The sequence below is a fragment of the Deltaproteobacteria bacterium genome, assembly GCA_012522415.1.
Lineage (GTDB): Bacteria > Desulfobacterota > Syntrophia > Syntrophales > JAAYKM01 > JAAYKM01.
The window spans coordinates 1-17,257 of sequence record JAAYKM010000137.1 but is presented as its reverse complement, the minus strand read 5'-3'; the positions used below and the strand labels follow the sequence as shown (position 1 = coordinate 17,257).

The 17,257-nt window shown below is 52.5% G+C and carries 12 protein-coding genes and 1 pseudogene; 6 read left to right on the top strand and 7 right to left on the bottom strand.

What is annotated here, in order from left to right:
* Positions 1-157: 157 nt before the first annotated feature.
* Positions 158-1,894, top strand: a complete 1,737-nt coding sequence (locus GX147_10220; GenBank protein ID NLN61045.1) for a PAS domain-containing protein — start codon at positions 158-160, stop codon at positions 1,892-1,894.
* Positions 1,891-3,264 carry a sigma-54-dependent Fis family transcriptional regulator gene (locus GX147_10215; GenBank protein ID NLN61044.1) on the top strand — a complete coding sequence of 458 codons (1,374 nt, stop codon included), beginning with the start codon at positions 1,891-1,893 and terminating at the stop codon, positions 3,262-3,264. The genes GX147_10220 and GX147_10215 overlap by 4 nt, the downstream gene beginning before the upstream one ends.
* A 3-nt stretch (positions 3,265-3,267) precedes the next feature.
* Here the strand turns inward: GX147_10215 and GX147_10210 are convergent, their stop codons facing one another.
* The 4 genes from GX147_10210 to GX147_10195 form a co-directional block, all read right to left on the bottom strand.
* Positions 3,268-4,041, bottom strand: coding sequence for a 2Fe-2S iron-sulfur cluster binding domain-containing protein (locus GX147_10210; protein NLN61043.1), 774 nt, complete (start codon positions 4,039-4,041; stop codon positions 3,268-3,270).
* The gene (locus GX147_10205) at positions 4,038-5,879 is read right to left on the bottom strand and encodes an FAD-dependent oxidoreductase (GenBank protein NLN61042.1); all 1,842 of its coding nucleotides are present in this window, start codon (positions 5,877-5,879) and stop codon (positions 4,038-4,040) included. Before GX147_10205 ends, GX147_10210 begins: the two co-directional genes overlap by 4 nt.
* 613 nt (positions 5,880-6,492) lie before the next feature.
* Positions 6,493-7,707 carry a tryptophan synthase subunit beta gene (gene trpB / locus GX147_10200; protein NLN61041.1) on the bottom strand — a complete coding sequence of 405 codons (1,215 nt, stop codon included), beginning with the start codon at positions 7,705-7,707 and terminating at the stop codon, positions 6,493-6,495.
* A gap of 5 nt (positions 7,708-7,712) precedes the next feature.
* Positions 7,713-7,988: a transcriptional regulator gene (locus tag GX147_10195; GenBank protein NLN61040.1), complete on the bottom strand. Its 276-nt coding sequence runs from the start codon at positions 7,986-7,988 to the stop codon at positions 7,713-7,715.
* A gap of 410 nt (positions 7,989-8,398) precedes the next feature.
* On the opposite strand from GX147_10195, the gene GX147_10190 reads away from it, so the two are divergent.
* On the top strand, positions 8,399-8,824 hold the full coding sequence (locus GX147_10190; GenBank protein NLN61039.1) for a hotdog fold thioesterase: 426 nt from the start codon (positions 8,399-8,401) through the stop codon (positions 8,822-8,824).
* A 25-nt stretch (positions 8,825-8,849) separates the two neighbouring features.
* Here GX147_10190 and GX147_10185 read toward each other — a convergent pair.
* The 3 genes and pseudogenes from GX147_10185 to GX147_10175 all read right to left on the bottom strand — a co-directional run bounded on the left by GX147_10185 (position 8,850) and on the right by GX147_10175 (position 11,022).
* Positions 8,850-9,431: pseudogene (locus GX147_10185) on the bottom strand (methyltransferase type 12).
* A gap of 327 nt (positions 9,432-9,758) precedes the next feature.
* Entirely contained in the window at positions 9,759-10,409 is a 651-nt protein-coding gene (locus GX147_10180) for an OmpA family protein (GenBank protein NLN61038.1), read from the bottom strand.
* A 154-nt stretch (positions 10,410-10,563) separates the two neighbouring features.
* Positions 10,564-11,022 (bottom strand): MarR family transcriptional regulator, encoded by a 459-nt coding sequence (locus GX147_10175; GenBank protein ID NLN61037.1) that lies wholly within the window; start codon positions 11,020-11,022, stop codon positions 10,564-10,566.
* A 291-nt stretch (positions 11,023-11,313) separates the two neighbouring features.
* On the opposite strand from GX147_10175, the gene GX147_10170 reads away from it, so the two are divergent.
* From GX147_10170 to GX147_10160, 3 genes are all read left to right on the top strand, one after another.
* Positions 11,314-13,938, top strand: a complete 2,625-nt coding sequence (locus GX147_10170) for an FAD-dependent oxidoreductase (protein NLN61036.1) — start codon at positions 11,314-11,316, stop codon at positions 13,936-13,938.
* Complete coding sequence (locus tag GX147_10165; protein ID NLN61035.1) at positions 13,931-16,003, top strand: molybdopterin-dependent oxidoreductase; 2,073 nt, start codon at positions 13,931-13,933, stop codon at positions 16,001-16,003. Before GX147_10170 ends, GX147_10165 begins: the two co-directional genes overlap by 8 nt.
* A gap of 499 nt (positions 16,004-16,502) precedes the next feature.
* Positions 16,503-17,257 (top strand): 2-isopropylmalate synthase (locus GX147_10160; GenBank protein NLN61034.1); only part of this gene is annotated, 755 nt, incomplete at its 3' end.

The window sequence follows — 17,257 nt, the reverse complement described above, 5'->3', positions numbered from 1 at the left end:
ATATTGCATATCTTCCGGTTCTTTTCCTATAAGAGGAATCCTCAAGAGGAAATTTTCTTCTGATCATCGACAGGTTTGAAATATTTCATCCCCTCGTCACTTAACGAGGCCAAAGCCGTATGGATTTCCATTATATCAGGACAGTGGTAACTCATCCATGAAGAAAACGCTCCACCCTTTCTGGTTCAACGTATCCCCCTGGGTGATACTCGGCACCCTGGCTATACTGATCCCTATCTTAACGATTATGACCATCCGGGGGGTCCAACGTCAACAAGCCTCGATAACGGAACTGCTGCGTGAGAAGGGTTTTGCCATGATCAGGTCTTTCGAAGCCGCTATACGGACGGGGCCGGGGCAGCCATGGAACGCTTTTCTCCTGCAGAAATTCTTGATGGAGACATCGCGGCACGCCGACATCGATTACGTGGTTATCACGGACAGATCGGGTACGATCATTGCCGACAGTGACCCAACGGTTATCGGTGATCAATACGACATGAACCTATCACTGGAGAAAATCGCCGCGGATCTTGATCCGGGTTGGCGCCAGTTTGTCCGTTCCGACGGAGCGGACACCTTCGAAGTGTACAAATCCCTGCCGACCGTAAAAATCGACCTCGGCGGCGATGCAATCATTGGTCAAATAAAACCACCTCTGATCCTCTTTATCGGTCTCGATACCGGTCCCCTCTCACTCACGAAAACGGCTGACATGCGACACACCATCTGGATGGGAATCATCTTTTTCTTGATCGGCTGTTCAGGTATCATCTCCCTGATTCTTGCCCAAGCTTACCGATCTTCGGAATCCTCCCTGTCAAGAATGACCATCCTCTCCGATACGATTATCGACAAGATGCCCATTGGCTTGGTCTTGCTTGATGCCCGGAAAAAACTAACCACAATGAACCCGGCGGGGGAGGCACTGCTGGGATTGCAGATGAAGGAGATGCTGGGCAAGCCGTTGATGGACCGATTGCCACCGTCCTGGCAAGAACTCATTACGGGGTCGGATCACGCCGCCCCGGCACAGGAAACGGAAATTGAATATCCCCTTGGATCCGGCAAAACCATATCCCTCGATATGGTCGTCACCAGGCTGTCGGAAGAAAAGGGCGCGTTTATCGGATATCTCTTGCTCTTCCGGGACATGACCGAAATGATTCTTTTGAGGAAAGAAATGGCCCAGACTCAGCGGCTGGCATCACTGGGCAGCCTTGCGGCGGGCATCGCTCATGAAATACGAAATCCTTTGAGTTCCATAAAGGGCTTCGCCACCTATTTCCGTGAAAAATACAAGGATACTCCGGAGGACGGTGAAATCGCGGAGGTGCTCATCGGGGAAGTGGAACGGCTTAACCGGGTCATTGGGCAACTGCTTGATTTTGCACGCCCCTTGACGATGAAAAGGCGGGATACGGAATTACGGGGACTGATTGGGCACTCACTGAGGATGGTGGGGCCCCAAGCCGCAGAAAAAGGCATTCACATTGAAAGAAATTTGCCGGAGGAGAAATTGTTCGCCTGGATCGATGACGACAGGATCTCCCAAGTCTTGCTTAATCTTTACCTGAACGCTTTTGATGCCATGGAGCCGGGTGGACTTCTGACGGTTTCATTGTCCCAGCCCACGGACACCATGAGAGAAATCACCGTATCGGATACCGGCCGGGGCATTCATCGACAAGATCTTCCCCATGTCTATGACCCCTATTTTACTACGAAATCTTCCGGAACAGGACTGGGCCTCGCAATCGTTCATCGCATTGTTGAGGCCCACAATGGGCATGTCCACATCAGGAGCGAAGAGGAAGAAGGCACCTCCGTAACCATTCTGCTTCCAGCGGAGGAAGCGTTCCAGACAAGCAAACGGAAAGGAAAGGATTCATGAAAAATACCGTCTTAATTTGCGACGATGACCGAGCACACCGAACCATGTTGCGGGCCCTGCTATCAGGATGGGGATACGATATCACCGAAGCCTCCGACGGCAGTGAGGCCATCGACCAGGCACACCAGCAGGCATTCGATCTGATCCTCATGGACATCCGCATGGCCGGCGTTTCCGGCCTCGAAGCACTCAATGAGATCAAAGCCTATAATCCCGCCATCCCCGTCATCATCATGACCGCGTTTGCTTCTGTGGAAACCGCTGTAGATGCCCTGAAAAGTGGTGCCTACGATTACCTTACCAAACCCCTGGACTTCGATGAGTTGAAAATTGCGATGCAGAGGGCCATGGATCACGCGCACCTCAGGAAAGAAAACCGGATTTTGAAGGAAAGCCTTTCGAATCGCTTTGACCGCCGCGATATTATCGGCCGAAGTGCTGCCATGACCTCGCTTTTGGACACCGTTGTCCATATCGCCGGGTCAGACGCCACTGTACTCATAACGGGAGAATCGGGTACAGGAAAAGAAGTCATTGCCTCAGCAATCCATTTCAACAGTCCGAGAAAGGAAGGCCCCTTCATTCGGATCAACTGCGCCGCGATCACGGAAACGCTTCTGGAATCAGAGCTGTTTGGCCATGAAAAGGGGTCATTCACGGGAGCGGACCGCAAGCGAGAAGGGAAATTCCGTCTGGCGGACCACGGGACCCTTTTCCTTGACGAGGTCAGCGAAATGTCTCCCGGTATGCAAGCCAAGCTCCTAAGGGTGCTCCAGGAAAGGGAAATCACACCCGTTGGAGGCGATCTGGTCATCAAAGTGGATGTCCGGCTTGTTACGGCTACGAATAGAGATTTGTTTCAGGAAATCCGCGAAAATCGTTTTCGGGAAGATCTATATTACCGCTTGAACGTCGTATCACTGACCCTTCCACCGTTGCGGGACCGTCGGGAAGATATTCCGTTGCTGGCGCATCATTTCCTAAGTCAGTTTGTCGAAAAAAACCGGAAAAATATCAAGGGCTTCACTCCCAGCGCAATGGATCACCTCCTCAAATACGACTGGCCAGGCAATGTACGGGAATTGATGAATGTCGTTGAAAGAGGGGTGGTCCTGACACGAACGGATTATCTTGATACCGAGAATATGCCTCTGATCCATGGCGTATCCCCTTTAACCCCGACGGTTGACCCTGACGCATCAGGGGCTGGCTTTACCTCGATCGGCACCACCTCCCTGGAGGAAGTGGAAAAAGAAACTATTCTGAAAACCCTGGATCTTGTCAAGGGAAACAAGAGCGAGGCCGCCCGGCGACTGGGCATCACCCGACGGACCCTTCATCAGAAGCTCAAAAAATACGGATTTATGTAATGCCTACCTGTGTTGGTGCATGGAGACCCAGTCCTTTTCGTCCACAACGCTTGCAGGGATTCCCGCTTCCCGGCACGTAATGCATGTCATCACCTGGGCAAGCGGTATATCGGACCGGCGGCTCAGGTATTCCAATTGCGCCAACGGGGCGAACTTCTTTCCGCACACCCGGCAAGCCCCCATTTCAAAAACCCTCTCCCAGATCATCCGCCGATCCGCCCCAACCGGTTCCATCCGGATATAACCCGTCGGACAGATAAAGGCGCATGCACCACAGCAAATACAGGAATCCCCCAGATAGCCTATCCTGGGCGGTTCTCCAGGATGGTCCGGCCCCCGGTCCTCGAAACGAAGGGCATTCACTCCCACGATCTCCTGGCATGCACGCACGCACAGGCCGCAGAGAATACACTCCCGTGCATCCTCCTTCGTTTGCGTGACCCTGACGCCCAGCCTTTCCGCAATATCCCGAATCGCCCTGGTACGGGGATACTTATAGTAAAGCAGTTCGGCCGCGGCTTTGCGGCTGCGACGAATTTCAGGTGAATCGGTCCTCACGATCATATCCTGTACAATTTCCGTATTGCAGGAAGTCGTCAAGTCCCATCTCCTCCCCTGTTTGACTTCCACGACACAGAGGCGACAAGCCCCGAAGGGGGAAAGGCTTTCATGATAGCAAAGAGTGGGGATTCGGATGTGGAGCTTGCCGGCTTCGGTCAGGATGCTCCCTCCCCCCTTCGTTTCCACGGTTTGATCATCGATATGGATACGAATCATGTTCCCCTTCCCCTCCCCTTTGGCTGCTCCTCTTTTGGTTTATCGACTTCCCAGACCATAAGGCGATAACATCGCAGACAGCGCCGCGCCTCCTCCATGGCTTCGTTTCGCGTAAAACCGGCTTCCACCTCAATAAAATCACCCATCCGCCGGGACTCGGGCAGCAGTCTAACCCGGACGGCCTGTTTCGTTGGAAGAAATCCGTCATTACGCTGCAAGGATGTATCGATTCCGGCGAAAAAATTTTGAGGGCTGTACGGTTTGCCCTGGAGGTAGGCATCGATACTTCTGGCGGCACGATTCCCCATGCCAAGCGCTTCAATGAGAGTCGCCGGCCCTGTTACACAATCACCCCCGGCAAAGACACCTTCCAGGTCCGTCTGGCAGGTAAGCGGATCTGCCCAGACTTTATTTCCTCTGAGCAATTTCTCTCTGTCTTTTTCCGTTAAGAAGGACGTATCGACTTCCTGACCCGTGGCGGCAATAACCTTGTCGGCCTTTAAGGTGAAACTGGAGCCCGCCACCGGAACGGGTTTACGCCTTCCCGTGTGGTCAGGATCACCCAACTTCATCTTCACACATTCCAAGCCTTCGAGCCGTCCCCATTTGCTCTTGACTCTGAGCGGCGCCGTGAGATAGCGAATCTTAACCCCCTCTTTCAAGGCTTCGTCAATTTCCTCCGGTAATGCCGGCATTTCCTTGCGGGAACGGCGATAGAGAATTTCCACATGGGAAAATCCAAGACGGAGACAGCTTCGGGCGCAGTCTATGGCAACATTTCCCCCTCCGAGAATGAACACTTTCCGTACCGGTTTGATGTCGGAACAACGCTCCTGCACTTTCCTGAGAAAATCAATACCTTGTTCAAAGCCATCGACCAGATCATTTTCTCCAGCGAGGCCCATGTCTCCCCCTCGGTGTGCACCAACTGAAAGGAAGAGAGCCTTGAACCCTTGTTTTTTCAGGTCATCCCATTTCAGAACATCCACGCCACGATTCAAGAAAACGTCCACTCCCATGCGTTTAATCAAGTTCGTCTCATGGAACAGCACTTCCTTGGGCAGCCGGTAATCCGGAATACCGACCGCGGCCATTCCTCCCATGGCGGAAAGGCCCTCAAAGATCGTAACCCCGTATCCGAAAAGCCGCAGGTGGTAGGCGGCCGCCAACCCGGCCGGTCCCGCCCCGATAATACAGACTTTTTCTGGTTTTTCCTTGCGGGGTAGCGGCAGGGATGAAGCGCCTTCTTTCAGATCCTCATCCGCAGCGGCCCTTTTAAGAAGGCGGATCGAGAGCGATTCGTCTATTTTCTGTCGAATACAGGCCGTTTCACAGGGATGTGTACAGGTTCGCCCGATAACACCGGGCAGGATGCATTGTAAACGGATCAATTCAAGAGATTCTCGAAACTGGAAGTTTTTTATTTTTTCAATATATGCGGTAATCGGCAGACTCGCCGGACACGCCTCAATGCAGGGAGCTGTAACAGCGAACTCATATCCACGATTGATCAGCACCCGCTTCCCCGTTATCAGAGCCAGAAAATCTTGGCGGAAATGTTTAATGGCGTCCGCTACCGGAACAAGGGCTGCCGAACGGCCGAAATAGCACTTCCCGTTGACGGATACCTGGTAGGCGATTTCCTCGATCTCCTTCAGATCCTGTATGGTCCCGGTGCCCTCGATGAATTTGCGAAATATCCCGATAACCCGATCGAGGCCGATCATGCATACGGAACATTCACCACAGGATATTTTCCTTGCTTCTCGCAGATAAGCATAGGTCAGGGAGGGGATATCCGCATCTTCGTGGCGCACAACAATTCCGTTCCAAGTCATAATCCCCTTAAACGGAAGCTCCTCTAATTTGCCCGGGAAATTGTCTGCCATGGTTGGGGCGTTTTTGATACGCCGGTCGATAAATCTTCCTCCCCATGTCGTCACCAAGGGGAAACGGCTTTGCTGCGATGGAATTTTTTGCGGGTCACCTTTTCCGATCGGATGTTGCTTCCTCATTACTTTCACCTTTTCATCGAACCGGTTATGGAACTACCATTTCACAATGGGAAATATCGCGGCGCTATAGACATAGCCAAGCACGTATGCCATGTATTCCGTTAAAATAAAATTGGGACCACCATCATACGAAACAGTGGTTGGGAAAGGAAAATCCTAATTAGGTATAAAACAATACCCGAAAACGGCTTCGTATTGCAACCAAAAAATGGCGAGACATCCATGCAAGCCATTTTCCTTTGTCCGTGTGCCGACCCGTGAGAAAGGTTAGCCGAACCATGAAAAGATGACTAAAAAGAGACCTTTTTATGTAGACATCGATTTATCCGATTGCCTATCCTTCAAAAGAAACGAACGCAGAGAAAATCTCCCGAAGAACGAGACAAAAAAATCGGTATCCACTGAAGAATATGGAAGACAGCAAACTTCATCGATTTTATATTACAATCCCATAATTCTTGCCATATTTCGCCACCACAAAGTCGATATCCTTGTCACCCCGCCCGGACAGGTTGACCAAAATGGTTTTGTTACGGGGCAGTTCTTTGGCCAGTTTCATTGCATAGGCAACGCCGTGGGCGCTTTCCAGAGCCGGTATGATACCTTCAGTCCGGGACAGTTCAAAAAAAGCGTCAATAGTCTCCCGGTCGTCTGCCGTAACATAATTGACCCGACCGATATCCTTGAGCAAACTGTGCTGAGGGCCTACACCCGGATAATCGAGACCGCTTGCCACGGAGTAGACACTCAGGGGATCACCTTTCGTGTCCTGGAGCAAATAAGACTTGAATCCGTGCAGAATACCAGGGGTTCCCATGGTAAGAGTCGCCGCATGCTGCCCTTGCTGCAGCCCCACCCCCGACGGCTCCACGCCATAAATGTTCACATTTTCGTCTTGGAGAAATGCAGTGAACAGGCCCATCGCATTGGAGCCGCCACCCACGCAAGCCACCAGGTTATCCGGCAGGGTTCCGGTCTTTTCCTGAAACTGTTCTCGCGCTTCCATGCCCACAATCTCCTGAAAATCCCGTACCATCATGGGAAAGGGATGGGGACCCACTACAGACCCGATCGCGTATAGTTGCGTTACGGGATCTTTCAGATACGCATCGAATGCATCATCCACGGCTTCTTTGAGAGTCCGTTGCCCCTTGGTTACGGGGATGAGATTGGCTCCAAGAATTTTCATCCGAACAACATTCGGCTTTTCCTTAACGATGTCCACTTCACCCATATAGATATCGCATTCGAGGCCAAGCAGGGTTGCGGCTGTCGCCAAAGCCACACCGTGCTGCCCCGCCCCGGTTTCTGCGATGACCTTTTTCTTGCCCATCTTCTTGGCCAGCAGCACTTCGCCAAGACAATGGTTGATCTTGTGGGCACCCGTATGGTTCAGGTCCTCCCGTTTAAGATAGAGTCGGGCTCCGCCGATCTTATCCGATAAATTCTGTGCGTACGTAATGGGACTCGGGCGCCCAACATAATCCTTATAGAGAGCGTAAAGTTCCTCCTTGAATCCCGGATCGTCTTTGATTGCATTGTAGGCAGAAGTGATTTCCTCCAGTACCGCATCCAACTGAGGGGGAACATACCGCCCGCCGTATTCTCCGAAACGTCCCTCCTCATCGGGCATTTTAATATCCTGTGCCATTAAACTCATGAAAGCTCCTTCATATTATCAAGAATTTTCTTTACCAGAGAGTTTTTCGCCTTTAAAAGTTTGGCTCCCCGGGTGATTTTACAAAGACTCATCCGATGCCTTGAGGCTATACTTCTCTGGGTTTCGCCTTCGTGCAATTCCTTCAACAGTTGCCAGCGCAACCGAATATCCATCATTTCTTTGGGTGTAAACATTTCATGCAAAAAAGCATTCATTTCCCCAACATCCGTTATTTCTGCAAAAACTCTGATCCATTCATCTTTTGTCTCCATATGACTTAACCAGCCTCCTGTTTCTGCGTGCAGAAACGTACTAAAGACAACGACCGATTGCAAGATTTTTTTTGCCCGCCATCTAGCCCGTGATTCAACCGAACCCACGGCAAATTTCCTGCTTTCTCAGGCGCGGGATTGAGGGCACCCGGGCTGCCCGGATGGAATACTAGAACCGGAGCAAGATCTAGAAAAAATCTGAAGGACAACGATGATTGACTGAACCCTCTGTCCCGGTAACGTTTCGAGCGGTCTTCCCGCGCATCCCCTTGACCTGCCTGCCTTCTTGGAAATCCGATTTTTCTTGCCGCTCGAACACCTCCTTGGTAAGCTTACCTAATGGGTCGATGGTTAATTTTTTGGGAAGACACGAACAACCGATCACTTTAGACGCCAGCAAGAGGTGCCGCATGGATGACAGAATTCGGAAGGCAATTCATAGACAGGTAGCGAAAGAACCCTTCGCCGAAAAATTTGGATTGAAACTGGTCGCTCTGGAGGCTGGTTATGCAAAAGTGGAAATGATTTTTACCCCGGACATGGAAAATATGTTTGGCCAAGCCCACGGCGGTGCCCTTTTTGCCCTGATAGACGAGGCTTTTGAAACGGCGTCCAATTCCCATGGCACCATGGCCGTTGCCCTGAACATGAACCTTGCCTATACGTCCGCGCCGACAAAGGGCTCTACCCTAACAGCTGAAGCAAAAGAAACGAACCAGACAAATAGAACGGCTCTTTATGAAATCAAAGTGACCGAAGGCGTTCGACTCATCGCGTCTTGTCAGGCCCTGGTTTATCGGCTGGGAAAACCCCTGCCTTTTCTGGATGCGTCTTAGCCATTTGATCACGGTGAAAACCATTTTTGCGCCACCGGTACACACGCATGGGAGGCACATTGATCAAATCCAGCTCCATCTGCTCCATCTCCAGATAAGGTCGACAGAGCGTGGCGACACGATCACTCAGTTGATATGCGACAAAACAACCCTCTGGTGCAAGCGTCGATGAAATCGCTTCGACAACCTGACAGCCAATGTTGCGTGGCATCGTGGAAAAGGGAATCCCGGAGATGACGGTTTCCGGGGCATCGAGCCCGTAGACAGACAGAATTTCCTTCAATTCACAGGCGCTTCCCAAGTGTGCGATGAGCCGCTCATCCTGAATATCTCTGATTATACTGTGAAAATTTGGGTTGATTTCAATGCTCAGGAGTTTGGAAACCGGTTCCATAGCCTGTAAAATCGCCCGGGTCGTACCTCCAGTGCCTGAACCCAATTCAACGACGGTCCGTGCAGAAGCAATCCCCGCTGCTTCCAAAATACGTCGCTCCAGAAAATGGGAACTTGGAATGAGCGACCCGATCTGCAAGGGATGTTTAAGAAATTCAGAAAAAAAAGCCACATGACGGCGTGACCCGGCATGTGGCTTTTTCGTACCGGACATACCTTTCACTCCTCCGAATCGATGCAGGACGTTTTGTCAGACCTCAAGTGAAAATGATATTTGCAACCGGTGTATCGCGTTCTCCCTCCAGCAAGCGATTATGACGCTTCCTGCCATATCAGCGAAGTCTATTGTACAGACCTTCCGATGGGCTTTATAACAAATAATTTTGAAAAGACGATGGCGTAAAGGTAGGGATTTGTCTAGGGAAAAGGCTCGATCCCCATCGCTACGTGGGGATCGAGCTTAAATGTTTTTTCGCACTCAATTCATGAAGATCCGTGCAACGCCGTTTTCATGGAATTCGCCGGGTGGTGGATCTTTCCACTAGGATTTCGGGACGATCTTGATCTCGACTCTCCGGTTTTTTTGACGACCCGCTTCGGTATCGTTGGTGGCAACCGGCAAATCTTCTCCAAATCCCACCGCCTCGATGCGGTTTTCCGTAATGCCCCTCTGTACCAGCAAAATTTTCACCGCATTGGCCCGCCGCATGGACAGACCCATGTTGTATTCCTCAGATCCCACACTGTCTGTATGCCCTTCCACCCGGATGTAGGTATCGGGATATGACCTCATGACTCCCGCGACCCGGTCGATCTCGGAAAGCAGTCCCAGTCGGACGACATCTGAATCGGTGTCAAACGTCACATCCCCTTTGAAGGTCACGGCAAGCATATTCCCTTCCCGCGAAATTTGTGCCGCTTCGGATTCAGCCATTGCATCGCGCATGGCCCTTTCCTGATTGTCCATCATTCTCCCGACGGCGGCCCCGCCCACTCCCCCCACTGCGGCACCAATAGCCGCACCGATCAAAGTTCCCTTCGTATCGCGCCCAATCACCTGTCCTGCAACCGCACCCGCCACGGCCCCACCGGCGGCCCCGTAAACGGCACCTTTCTGTGTGTTTGTCTGGGGCGCGGCACATCCGATCATCATCGAAAAGCACAATCCCCCCACTATCAGTGTCTTCTTCATATTCCCGTCCTCCTGTTTTGTCATGTTGAAAATACGTTTCACCCGTATCTCCTGATACGCCCTTCGGTAACGATACGGCAACGGGAAAGCAAGTTTTTTCTCGCAGCTTTCGCTTTTTGGCAAACGGGCTCCCCTGCCACACCAGTCATGACAATCACCTGTCTGTCACTTTTCTCAGGCAATCACGTAAGATGGATCGAAGTCTCTGTCTGGTTTCCTCATCATAATCGGAAAGATAATGATCGATCAGGGCATCACGATGGGTGGCAATGGTTGCCAGGGTTTGTTTTCCTTTCGTGGTGATCTCCAGAAACGCAATTCTCGCATCTTCCGGAACACCCCTACGGACAAGAAAGCCGTCCCGTTCCAGTCTTTTGGCGATGCCGGTCATATTGGCACCCGAAACGAGCATCAACTTACCCACCCGCGAGATGGTATTCCTTTTATTTTCAGAACCATCCAGAATCCGAAGCACGTTATACTGAGGAAAAGTCAATCCGTAACGGCTGAATATCAAGGAACAGTCTTTCTTGTATTGTTCCGAGAGCCGGACAATCGTCAGCATCAATTTTTCATTTGGACTGGCATCGTTTTTATAATCTGATTTTGCCATAGCCATCTCAATTGGGATAATTCGTTTTGCCCTGATCAATATACTGAAGGCCCCCGCAAAAAGTCAAAGCATCTTCTCCGACGAATGAGCCGGGCTGTAATCCGATCATAGTATCTTTTTTTTTTCGGCATTCATGAAAGGATACCCTTCAGATCAACGCACACAAACATCCGGAATGAACAGAAAATGCTTGACATGAAAATATACTTAATGTATTAATTATTAACAGGCTAACCATATCCGTGTCCCTTGACGGAAAACGATATTGATAGCGCTATCTGGAGGTTTTCCTTGAAGTATCCAAACTTGTTTACCCCCATTAGAATAAGGAATTGTCAACTGACAAACCGGATCATGTCGACGGCAGCCGTCACGCGCCTGGCCTCAGAGGACGGCCATGTGACCCCACAGGTCACAGCACGATACCAAAGGATGGCCGCGGGCGGACTGGGGGCGATGGTGGTGGAAGCCGCCGTGGTGCTCCCCTCGCGGAGCTCCTTTAATTTTCGCGTCAGTGATGACCGGCTTGTGGACGAGTTGAAATCCTTTGTTGCATCCATCCGTGAGGTCAACCCGGACATAAAGATCGGTCTACAGATCATGCATTTTCTTAAGCTCTCCCGCAGCGGCTGGCGTCAGAAAGTACAAGACCTGACACCTGAAGAAATCGCAGGCATCCCGCAACAGTTTGCCGGAGGGGCGTGGAGGGCAAAGAATGCGGATTTTGATTTCGTTGAAATTCACATGGCTCACTTTACCACCCTGGCTTCCTTTCTTTCCTTGGGAAACAAACGCCCCGATGATTACGGAGGAGATTTCGAGGGACGCATCAGGCTACCCTCCGACGTGGTGCTCGCCGTAAGGGAGGCCGTGGCAGATTACCCCGTCGGAATACGAATAAACGGCGAGGAATTTACCCTGGAAGGGAACACCCTCTCACAGAGCACCCGGGTGGCTCTTCGGCTGGCGAACGAAGGGGTTGATTACATCAGTGTTTCAGCGGGAGAACGGTTTGAAGACGCACCACCCCCCCCTGAGGGCTTCCCGCCGTTTGCCGGAACCGGATACAGCGGACACCGCATGAGCCCCCGGTGGTGGCATCCTGATGGACCCCAAGTTTATCTGGCCGAGGGCATTCGAAGGACATTGCGACAGGCAGGGTATGGCATCCCGGTTGTCACAGCCGGAAAAATTCGCAGGCCGGACCTGGCGGAGTCAATTCTAAACCAAGAACGGGCTGATATCATCGGCATGGCCCGCACCCTCCTGTGTGATCCCGACTGGCCCGTTAAAGCCAGGGAGAATCGTGAAGACACCATTGTAATGTGTGCAGCCTGCGGTTTTTGCAGCGAGGCCGATGAACGCTATGAACCGGTAACTTGCATCCAGTGGCCTGAAGGACTTCTCAACGCTCCTTCGCCGTGGCTCCTGGTCCCTCCCTGCCAGGACGCCTGCCCTGCGCATGTGGATATCCGCGGATACATGGACTGCATCGTCCAGGGTCATTACGAACAGGCCCTTGACCTGATTCACAACAAGGTTCCGCTTCCCATGGTCATCGGTCGCGTCTGTCCCCGCTTCTGCGAAAAAGCGTGCAATCGCAACCATTTTGATGGCGCCCCTGTGGCCATCAACGTTCTGAAACGATTTGTCGCCGATGGGCGACGAGACAGATCGGAACCGCCTGCTGAAAAAGTCAGGCCCGCCAAGCCTCAGCGGGTGGCGGTTGCCGGTGCCGGGCCGGCCGGACTCAGCGCCGCCTTTTATCTGTCCCGCCTTGGATACGGCGTCACCGTGTTCGAAGCGGGTGAAGTGCCTGGAGGCATGCTCGCCTGGGGTATCCCGGCGTACCGTCTGCCCCGTGAAATCCTACGCCGGGAGATCGCCTATCTGCAGCACTATGGATTCGAAATCAAACTGAACCAGCCGATCGGAGGAGCCGGGCTTTCCATAAATGACCTGTTCAATCAGGGATACAACGCTGTTTTCCTTGCTATGGGGGCACAGGAAAGTATCCCCCTGGAAATCGAGGGGGCCGATATGGCAGGCATTGTGGACGGCTTATCCTGGTTGAAAGACATCAATCTCGGCAAGTCGGCCCTTGTCGAAGACCCTATCGCGGTGATCGGTGGCGGCAATACCGCCATCGATGCGGCCCGCAGCGCCCTCCGCCTGGGGGTGAAATCGGTTACGGTGCTTTACCGCCGTTCAAGAGAAGACATGCCGGCCATAGCGGAAGAAGTTGCAGAAGCGGAAAGGGAAGGGGTAAAGTTCATCTGCAGGGCAATACCCAAGCGATTTATATCGAAAAATGGGAAAATAATGGGCATTGAATGCCTGAAAGCGGAGCCAGGGGCTCCCGATAAAAGCGGCCGCCCACAACCGGTGACGCTTTCCGGGTCAGAATTTTTTGTCCAGGCGGGCATGGCCATCGTCGCCGTCGGGCAGCGGCCTGATCTGTCGCCCTTGGCTTCAGATTTCCAGGTTTTGCCGTCGGACCAACCTCTGGCAGTGAATTCACAAACGCTTGCCACGGAAATCGAGGGTGTTTTTGCCGGAGGCGATCTGGTCCGAGGACCGGCCTCCGTCATAGAAGCCTTGGCGGACGGCCGCCGGGCCGCATTTGCCATTCACAGCCATCTCAGCGAAGAACCGCCTCCGGCTCCGGGAGCTGGCGAAGCACCGACCATCGGTTGGGAATCGATCGACATGAATCATTTCAAAAAACGTCGGCGGGTGTCTCCCAGGACCCTTCCCGTATCTAAGCGTCTGGTTGGGTTCCCAGAAGTGGAAGCGAGCCTGGGAGAACGGGAAGCACTGATGGAGGCCGACCGGTGCCTGCAGTGCGGTTTGTTTCCCAGAAAAGAAGGATCCTCGAAATCGTCATGTAATCAGGGAGGTCAAAACGATGGGTGAAGGTATGGAAATCTATAAAACAGTCTGTATGTTATGTTTTCAGGTATGCGGGATCGATGCACATGTCAGGGACGGAAAGCTCGTTAAGGTGGAGGGGATGAAGGAACACCCGTTCAGCCGGGGCGTTCTCTGTCACCGGGGCTACCGGCTTCCTGAATATGTTTACGCCCCGGACCGTCTCAAATATCCCCTGCGAAGAAACAGCGCCGGGGGATTTGACCGGATAAGCTGGAGCGAAGCGCTGGATGAAATTGCGACAAGACTGCAGGCCATCAAGGCAGAACACGGCGCTCGGGCGGTAGGCCTTTCCATCGGGTCCAAGGGAGCAGAAGATTTTCAGATCTCAGCTTTCGCCCAGCGGTGGCGGGGCGCATTCGGCACGCCTAATTTTTTCTCTATCGAGGCACACTGTTTCCGATCCCGTATCATGGCCCGGCAGATGACCTTCGGCATGTATCCGCTTTCCGATCCGGACAATACCGAATGCATCATCCTCTGGGGGCATAACCCGGATGCAACGGAACCGCCTCTGTCCGCCCGGATCAACAAACTCCTGGACAGGGGGCTACGGCTTGTTGTCATTGATCCCAAACGTGTCCCCCTGGCAAGGAAGGGTCTGTATCTTCAGATCAAGCCCGGTACGGATGCGGCCCTGGCCCTGGCCATGATCCATGTCATCATTCGGGAACGGCTTTATGACATGGATTTTATAGATCATTATACAACCGGTTTTGAAAAATTGAGCGCCCACGTGGCTTCTTGCACACCGGAATGGGCCGCCGAGATCTGTGAGGTCGCGGCGGAAGATATCTGCCATATCAGCCGTATTTTCGCCTGTGCGAAAAGCACCTGCATCGAAGCGGGGATCTGTTCTCTGGATCAGCATATCAACGGATTCCAGACCAATCGCGCCATGGCTATTCTCCAAGCCATCACGGGCAACATCAACAAACCCGGAGGCTGGTGCCAGAATCCCTTCATGCGGATGCCCGACTTGAGGCTTGTCGATGGCTATAAAGGGCAGGTCCCTATCGGCTGCAAGAATTATCCGATTTTCCATGGGTTCTGGGGCATGACATCGCCCTATGGCCGGCAAATGGACCTGCCGGAAGCCATCCTCAATGAAAATCCTTATCCCGTCAGGGCCATGCTGGTTCATGGCAGCAACATGGTCGCCGCCTGGCCCGATTCAGACCTCTTTACCCAGGCTATGGCAAAGTTGGACCTCCTCGTCGTTATGGATCTTTTCATGACACAAACGGCAAAGCTCGCCCATTTCGTTCTCCCAGCCTCGGCCAATCCCGAGCGCCTCGGCGTGGCCATGAATTATGGGCTAACCGGAGGAATGCCGTATTGCCTCCTGAACCGCAGGATCATAGATCCTCCCGGTGAATGCTGGCCGGACTGGAAGTATTTCGCCGAACTCGGACGTCGGATGGGTTATGATGAATATTTCCCCTGGCAAACGGACGAAGAGATGGTGGATTTGTTGCTGCAGCCAAGCGGTATCACGCGCAGGCAACTGGAAGAAGAACATCCTTCAGGCATGTGGTTCGGTGAACGGGCTCATAGCATGACCGGCAAGATTCGAACGCCTTCCGGGAAAATCGAACTCTATTCCGCAACCTTGCAAGATGCCGGCTACGAACCGTTGCCAACCTATGTAGCAAGCCCTCAGGATTCTTCGGTTTGCCCCGACCTGACACGAAACTATCCTCTAACCGCCGTTACGGGCATGAGAAGTCCTTATTATGTCGGCTGGCAATTCAGGAGCATTCAGGAACTCAGGCGGATGGAACCGAATCCCCGAGTGGAGGTGCATCCCCAGGACGCCGCATCCCTTGGCATTACTGACGGAGAAGAAGTATATGTAGAAACACCCGACAAGTCAATTCGGCTGAAAGCGTTTCTAACCGAAGACATAAAGCCCGGTGTGATCGGTATCGCCCACGGCTGGGAGGGAACGCACAATGGAAATGTCCTGGCAAAAAACCAGCCGAACGATCCCGTAACGGGTTATCCGGCCCTGATGCGCAATTTTGCCTGCCGGATCAAAAAAATCTAAAAAAAGGGGGGCTGTCCCACCCGACAACCCCCCTTGACTTGCCAGCAGGTTTACCACGCATCTCACTCCTTTTTCTTTTCACTCCACAACAGACTCCTCGGAGACATGGCGGATAAAAGAGCCGTACTTCGCTGGGTTCAGCTCTCCAGCAATCACGGGAAGCGACGGACGTTCAATGGAAGGGTCACCTAAAAAATGCCACCTTGCGTTTTCCCGGACACAACAGGAGGGGGGCGGCTATAAAACACTTGACATAACGGCCGGTTTAGTCTATTTTTTGCCCTATCTTTTTCAGGAGCATCATGAAGATGACTTGCGGAATGGCACAGATTAATGCGATTTACCTTTCCCTGCTGCTTTGCATAGGCTTGTTGCGCTTATTGTGCCATATCCACCGCCCGTCGTTTTTAGGTGTTCAATAGGAAAAACGGACAGACAAACCTAAAGGCCATGGGCGTACAGTCCCATGGCCTTTTTGTTTCCATGGAAAGGAGAGCTTATGAGCGAAAGGAACGATACCGTATTTATCTTCGATACAACCTTAAGAGATGGCGAACAGTCTCCCGGCTGCAGCATGAATCCGGATGAAAAACTCCGTCTTGCCAAGCAGTTGGAGAAGTTGGGTGTCGACATCATTGAGGCGGGTTTTCCCCTCGCCTCCGAAGGGGATTTTTCTTCGGTACAACGGATTGCCCGCGAAATCCGCGGTTCCCAGATTGCCGGACTGGCGCGAACGAACCTGCTTGATATCGACCGATGCTGGGAGGCCATCAAAGACGCCGCAAACCCTCGTATCCACACTTTTATCTCTTCGTCGGACATTCACCTGAAATACCAACTGAAAAAATCCCGGAAGCAGGTGTTGCTTGAGGCACGGGAAGCGGTGAGGTACGCCTGCGGCTACACGGATAACGTTGAATTCTCCCCCATGGATGCCACCCGATCCGACCGGGATTACCTGTGTGAAATGGTGGAAGCCGTCATATCGGAAGGGGCCAAAACGGTCAATATCCCCGATACGGTCGGCTATGCCATTCCTGAAGAGTTCGGCGGCCTGATCGCTCATCTTTTCGCCCATGTAAAAAACATTCACAAGGCAATCATCGCTGTGCATTGTCACAACGACCTGGGCTTGGCCGTCGCGAATTCCCTCGCCGCGATTCGCGCCGGCGCCCGTCAAGTGGAATGCACAATCAACGGCATCGGAGAACGGGCCGGCAACGCCGCCATGGAAGAACTGGTCATGGCCTTGGC

Bases quoted from the DNA above. Each gene is read 5' to 3' on its own strand.
- GX147_10220 (NLN61045.1), top strand. From the start codon at position 158: ATGAAGAAAACGCTCCACCCTTTCTGGTTCAACGTATCCCCCTGGGTG.
- GX147_10215 (NLN61044.1), top strand. From the start codon at position 1,891: ATGAAAAATACCGTCTTAATTTGCGACGATGACCGAGCACACCGAACC.
- GX147_10210 (NLN61043.1), bottom strand. From the start codon at position 4,041: ATGATTCGTATCCATATCGATGATCAAACCGTGGAAACGAAGGGGGGA.
- GX147_10205 (NLN61042.1), bottom strand. From the start codon at position 5,879: ATGACTTGGAACGGAATTGTTGTGCGCCACGAAGATGCGGATATCCCC.
- trpB (NLN61041.1), bottom strand. From the start codon at position 7,707: ATGGCACAGGATATTAAAATGCCCGATGAGGAGGGACGTTTCGGAGAA.
- GX147_10195 (NLN61040.1), bottom strand. From the start codon at position 7,988: ATGGAGACAAAAGATGAATGGATCAGAGTTTTTGCAGAAATAACGGAT.
- GX147_10190 (NLN61039.1), top strand. From the start codon at position 8,399: ATGGATGACAGAATTCGGAAGGCAATTCATAGACAGGTAGCGAAAGAA.
- GX147_10180 (NLN61038.1), bottom strand. From the start codon at position 10,409: ATGAAGAAGACACTGATAGTGGGGGGATTGTGCTTTTCGATGATGATC.
- GX147_10175 (NLN61037.1), bottom strand. From the start codon at position 11,022: ATGGCAAAATCAGATTATAAAAACGATGCCAGTCCAAATGAAAAATTG.
- GX147_10165 (NLN61035.1), top strand. From the start codon at position 13,931: ATGGGTGAAGGTATGGAAATCTATAAAACAGTCTGTATGTTATGTTTT.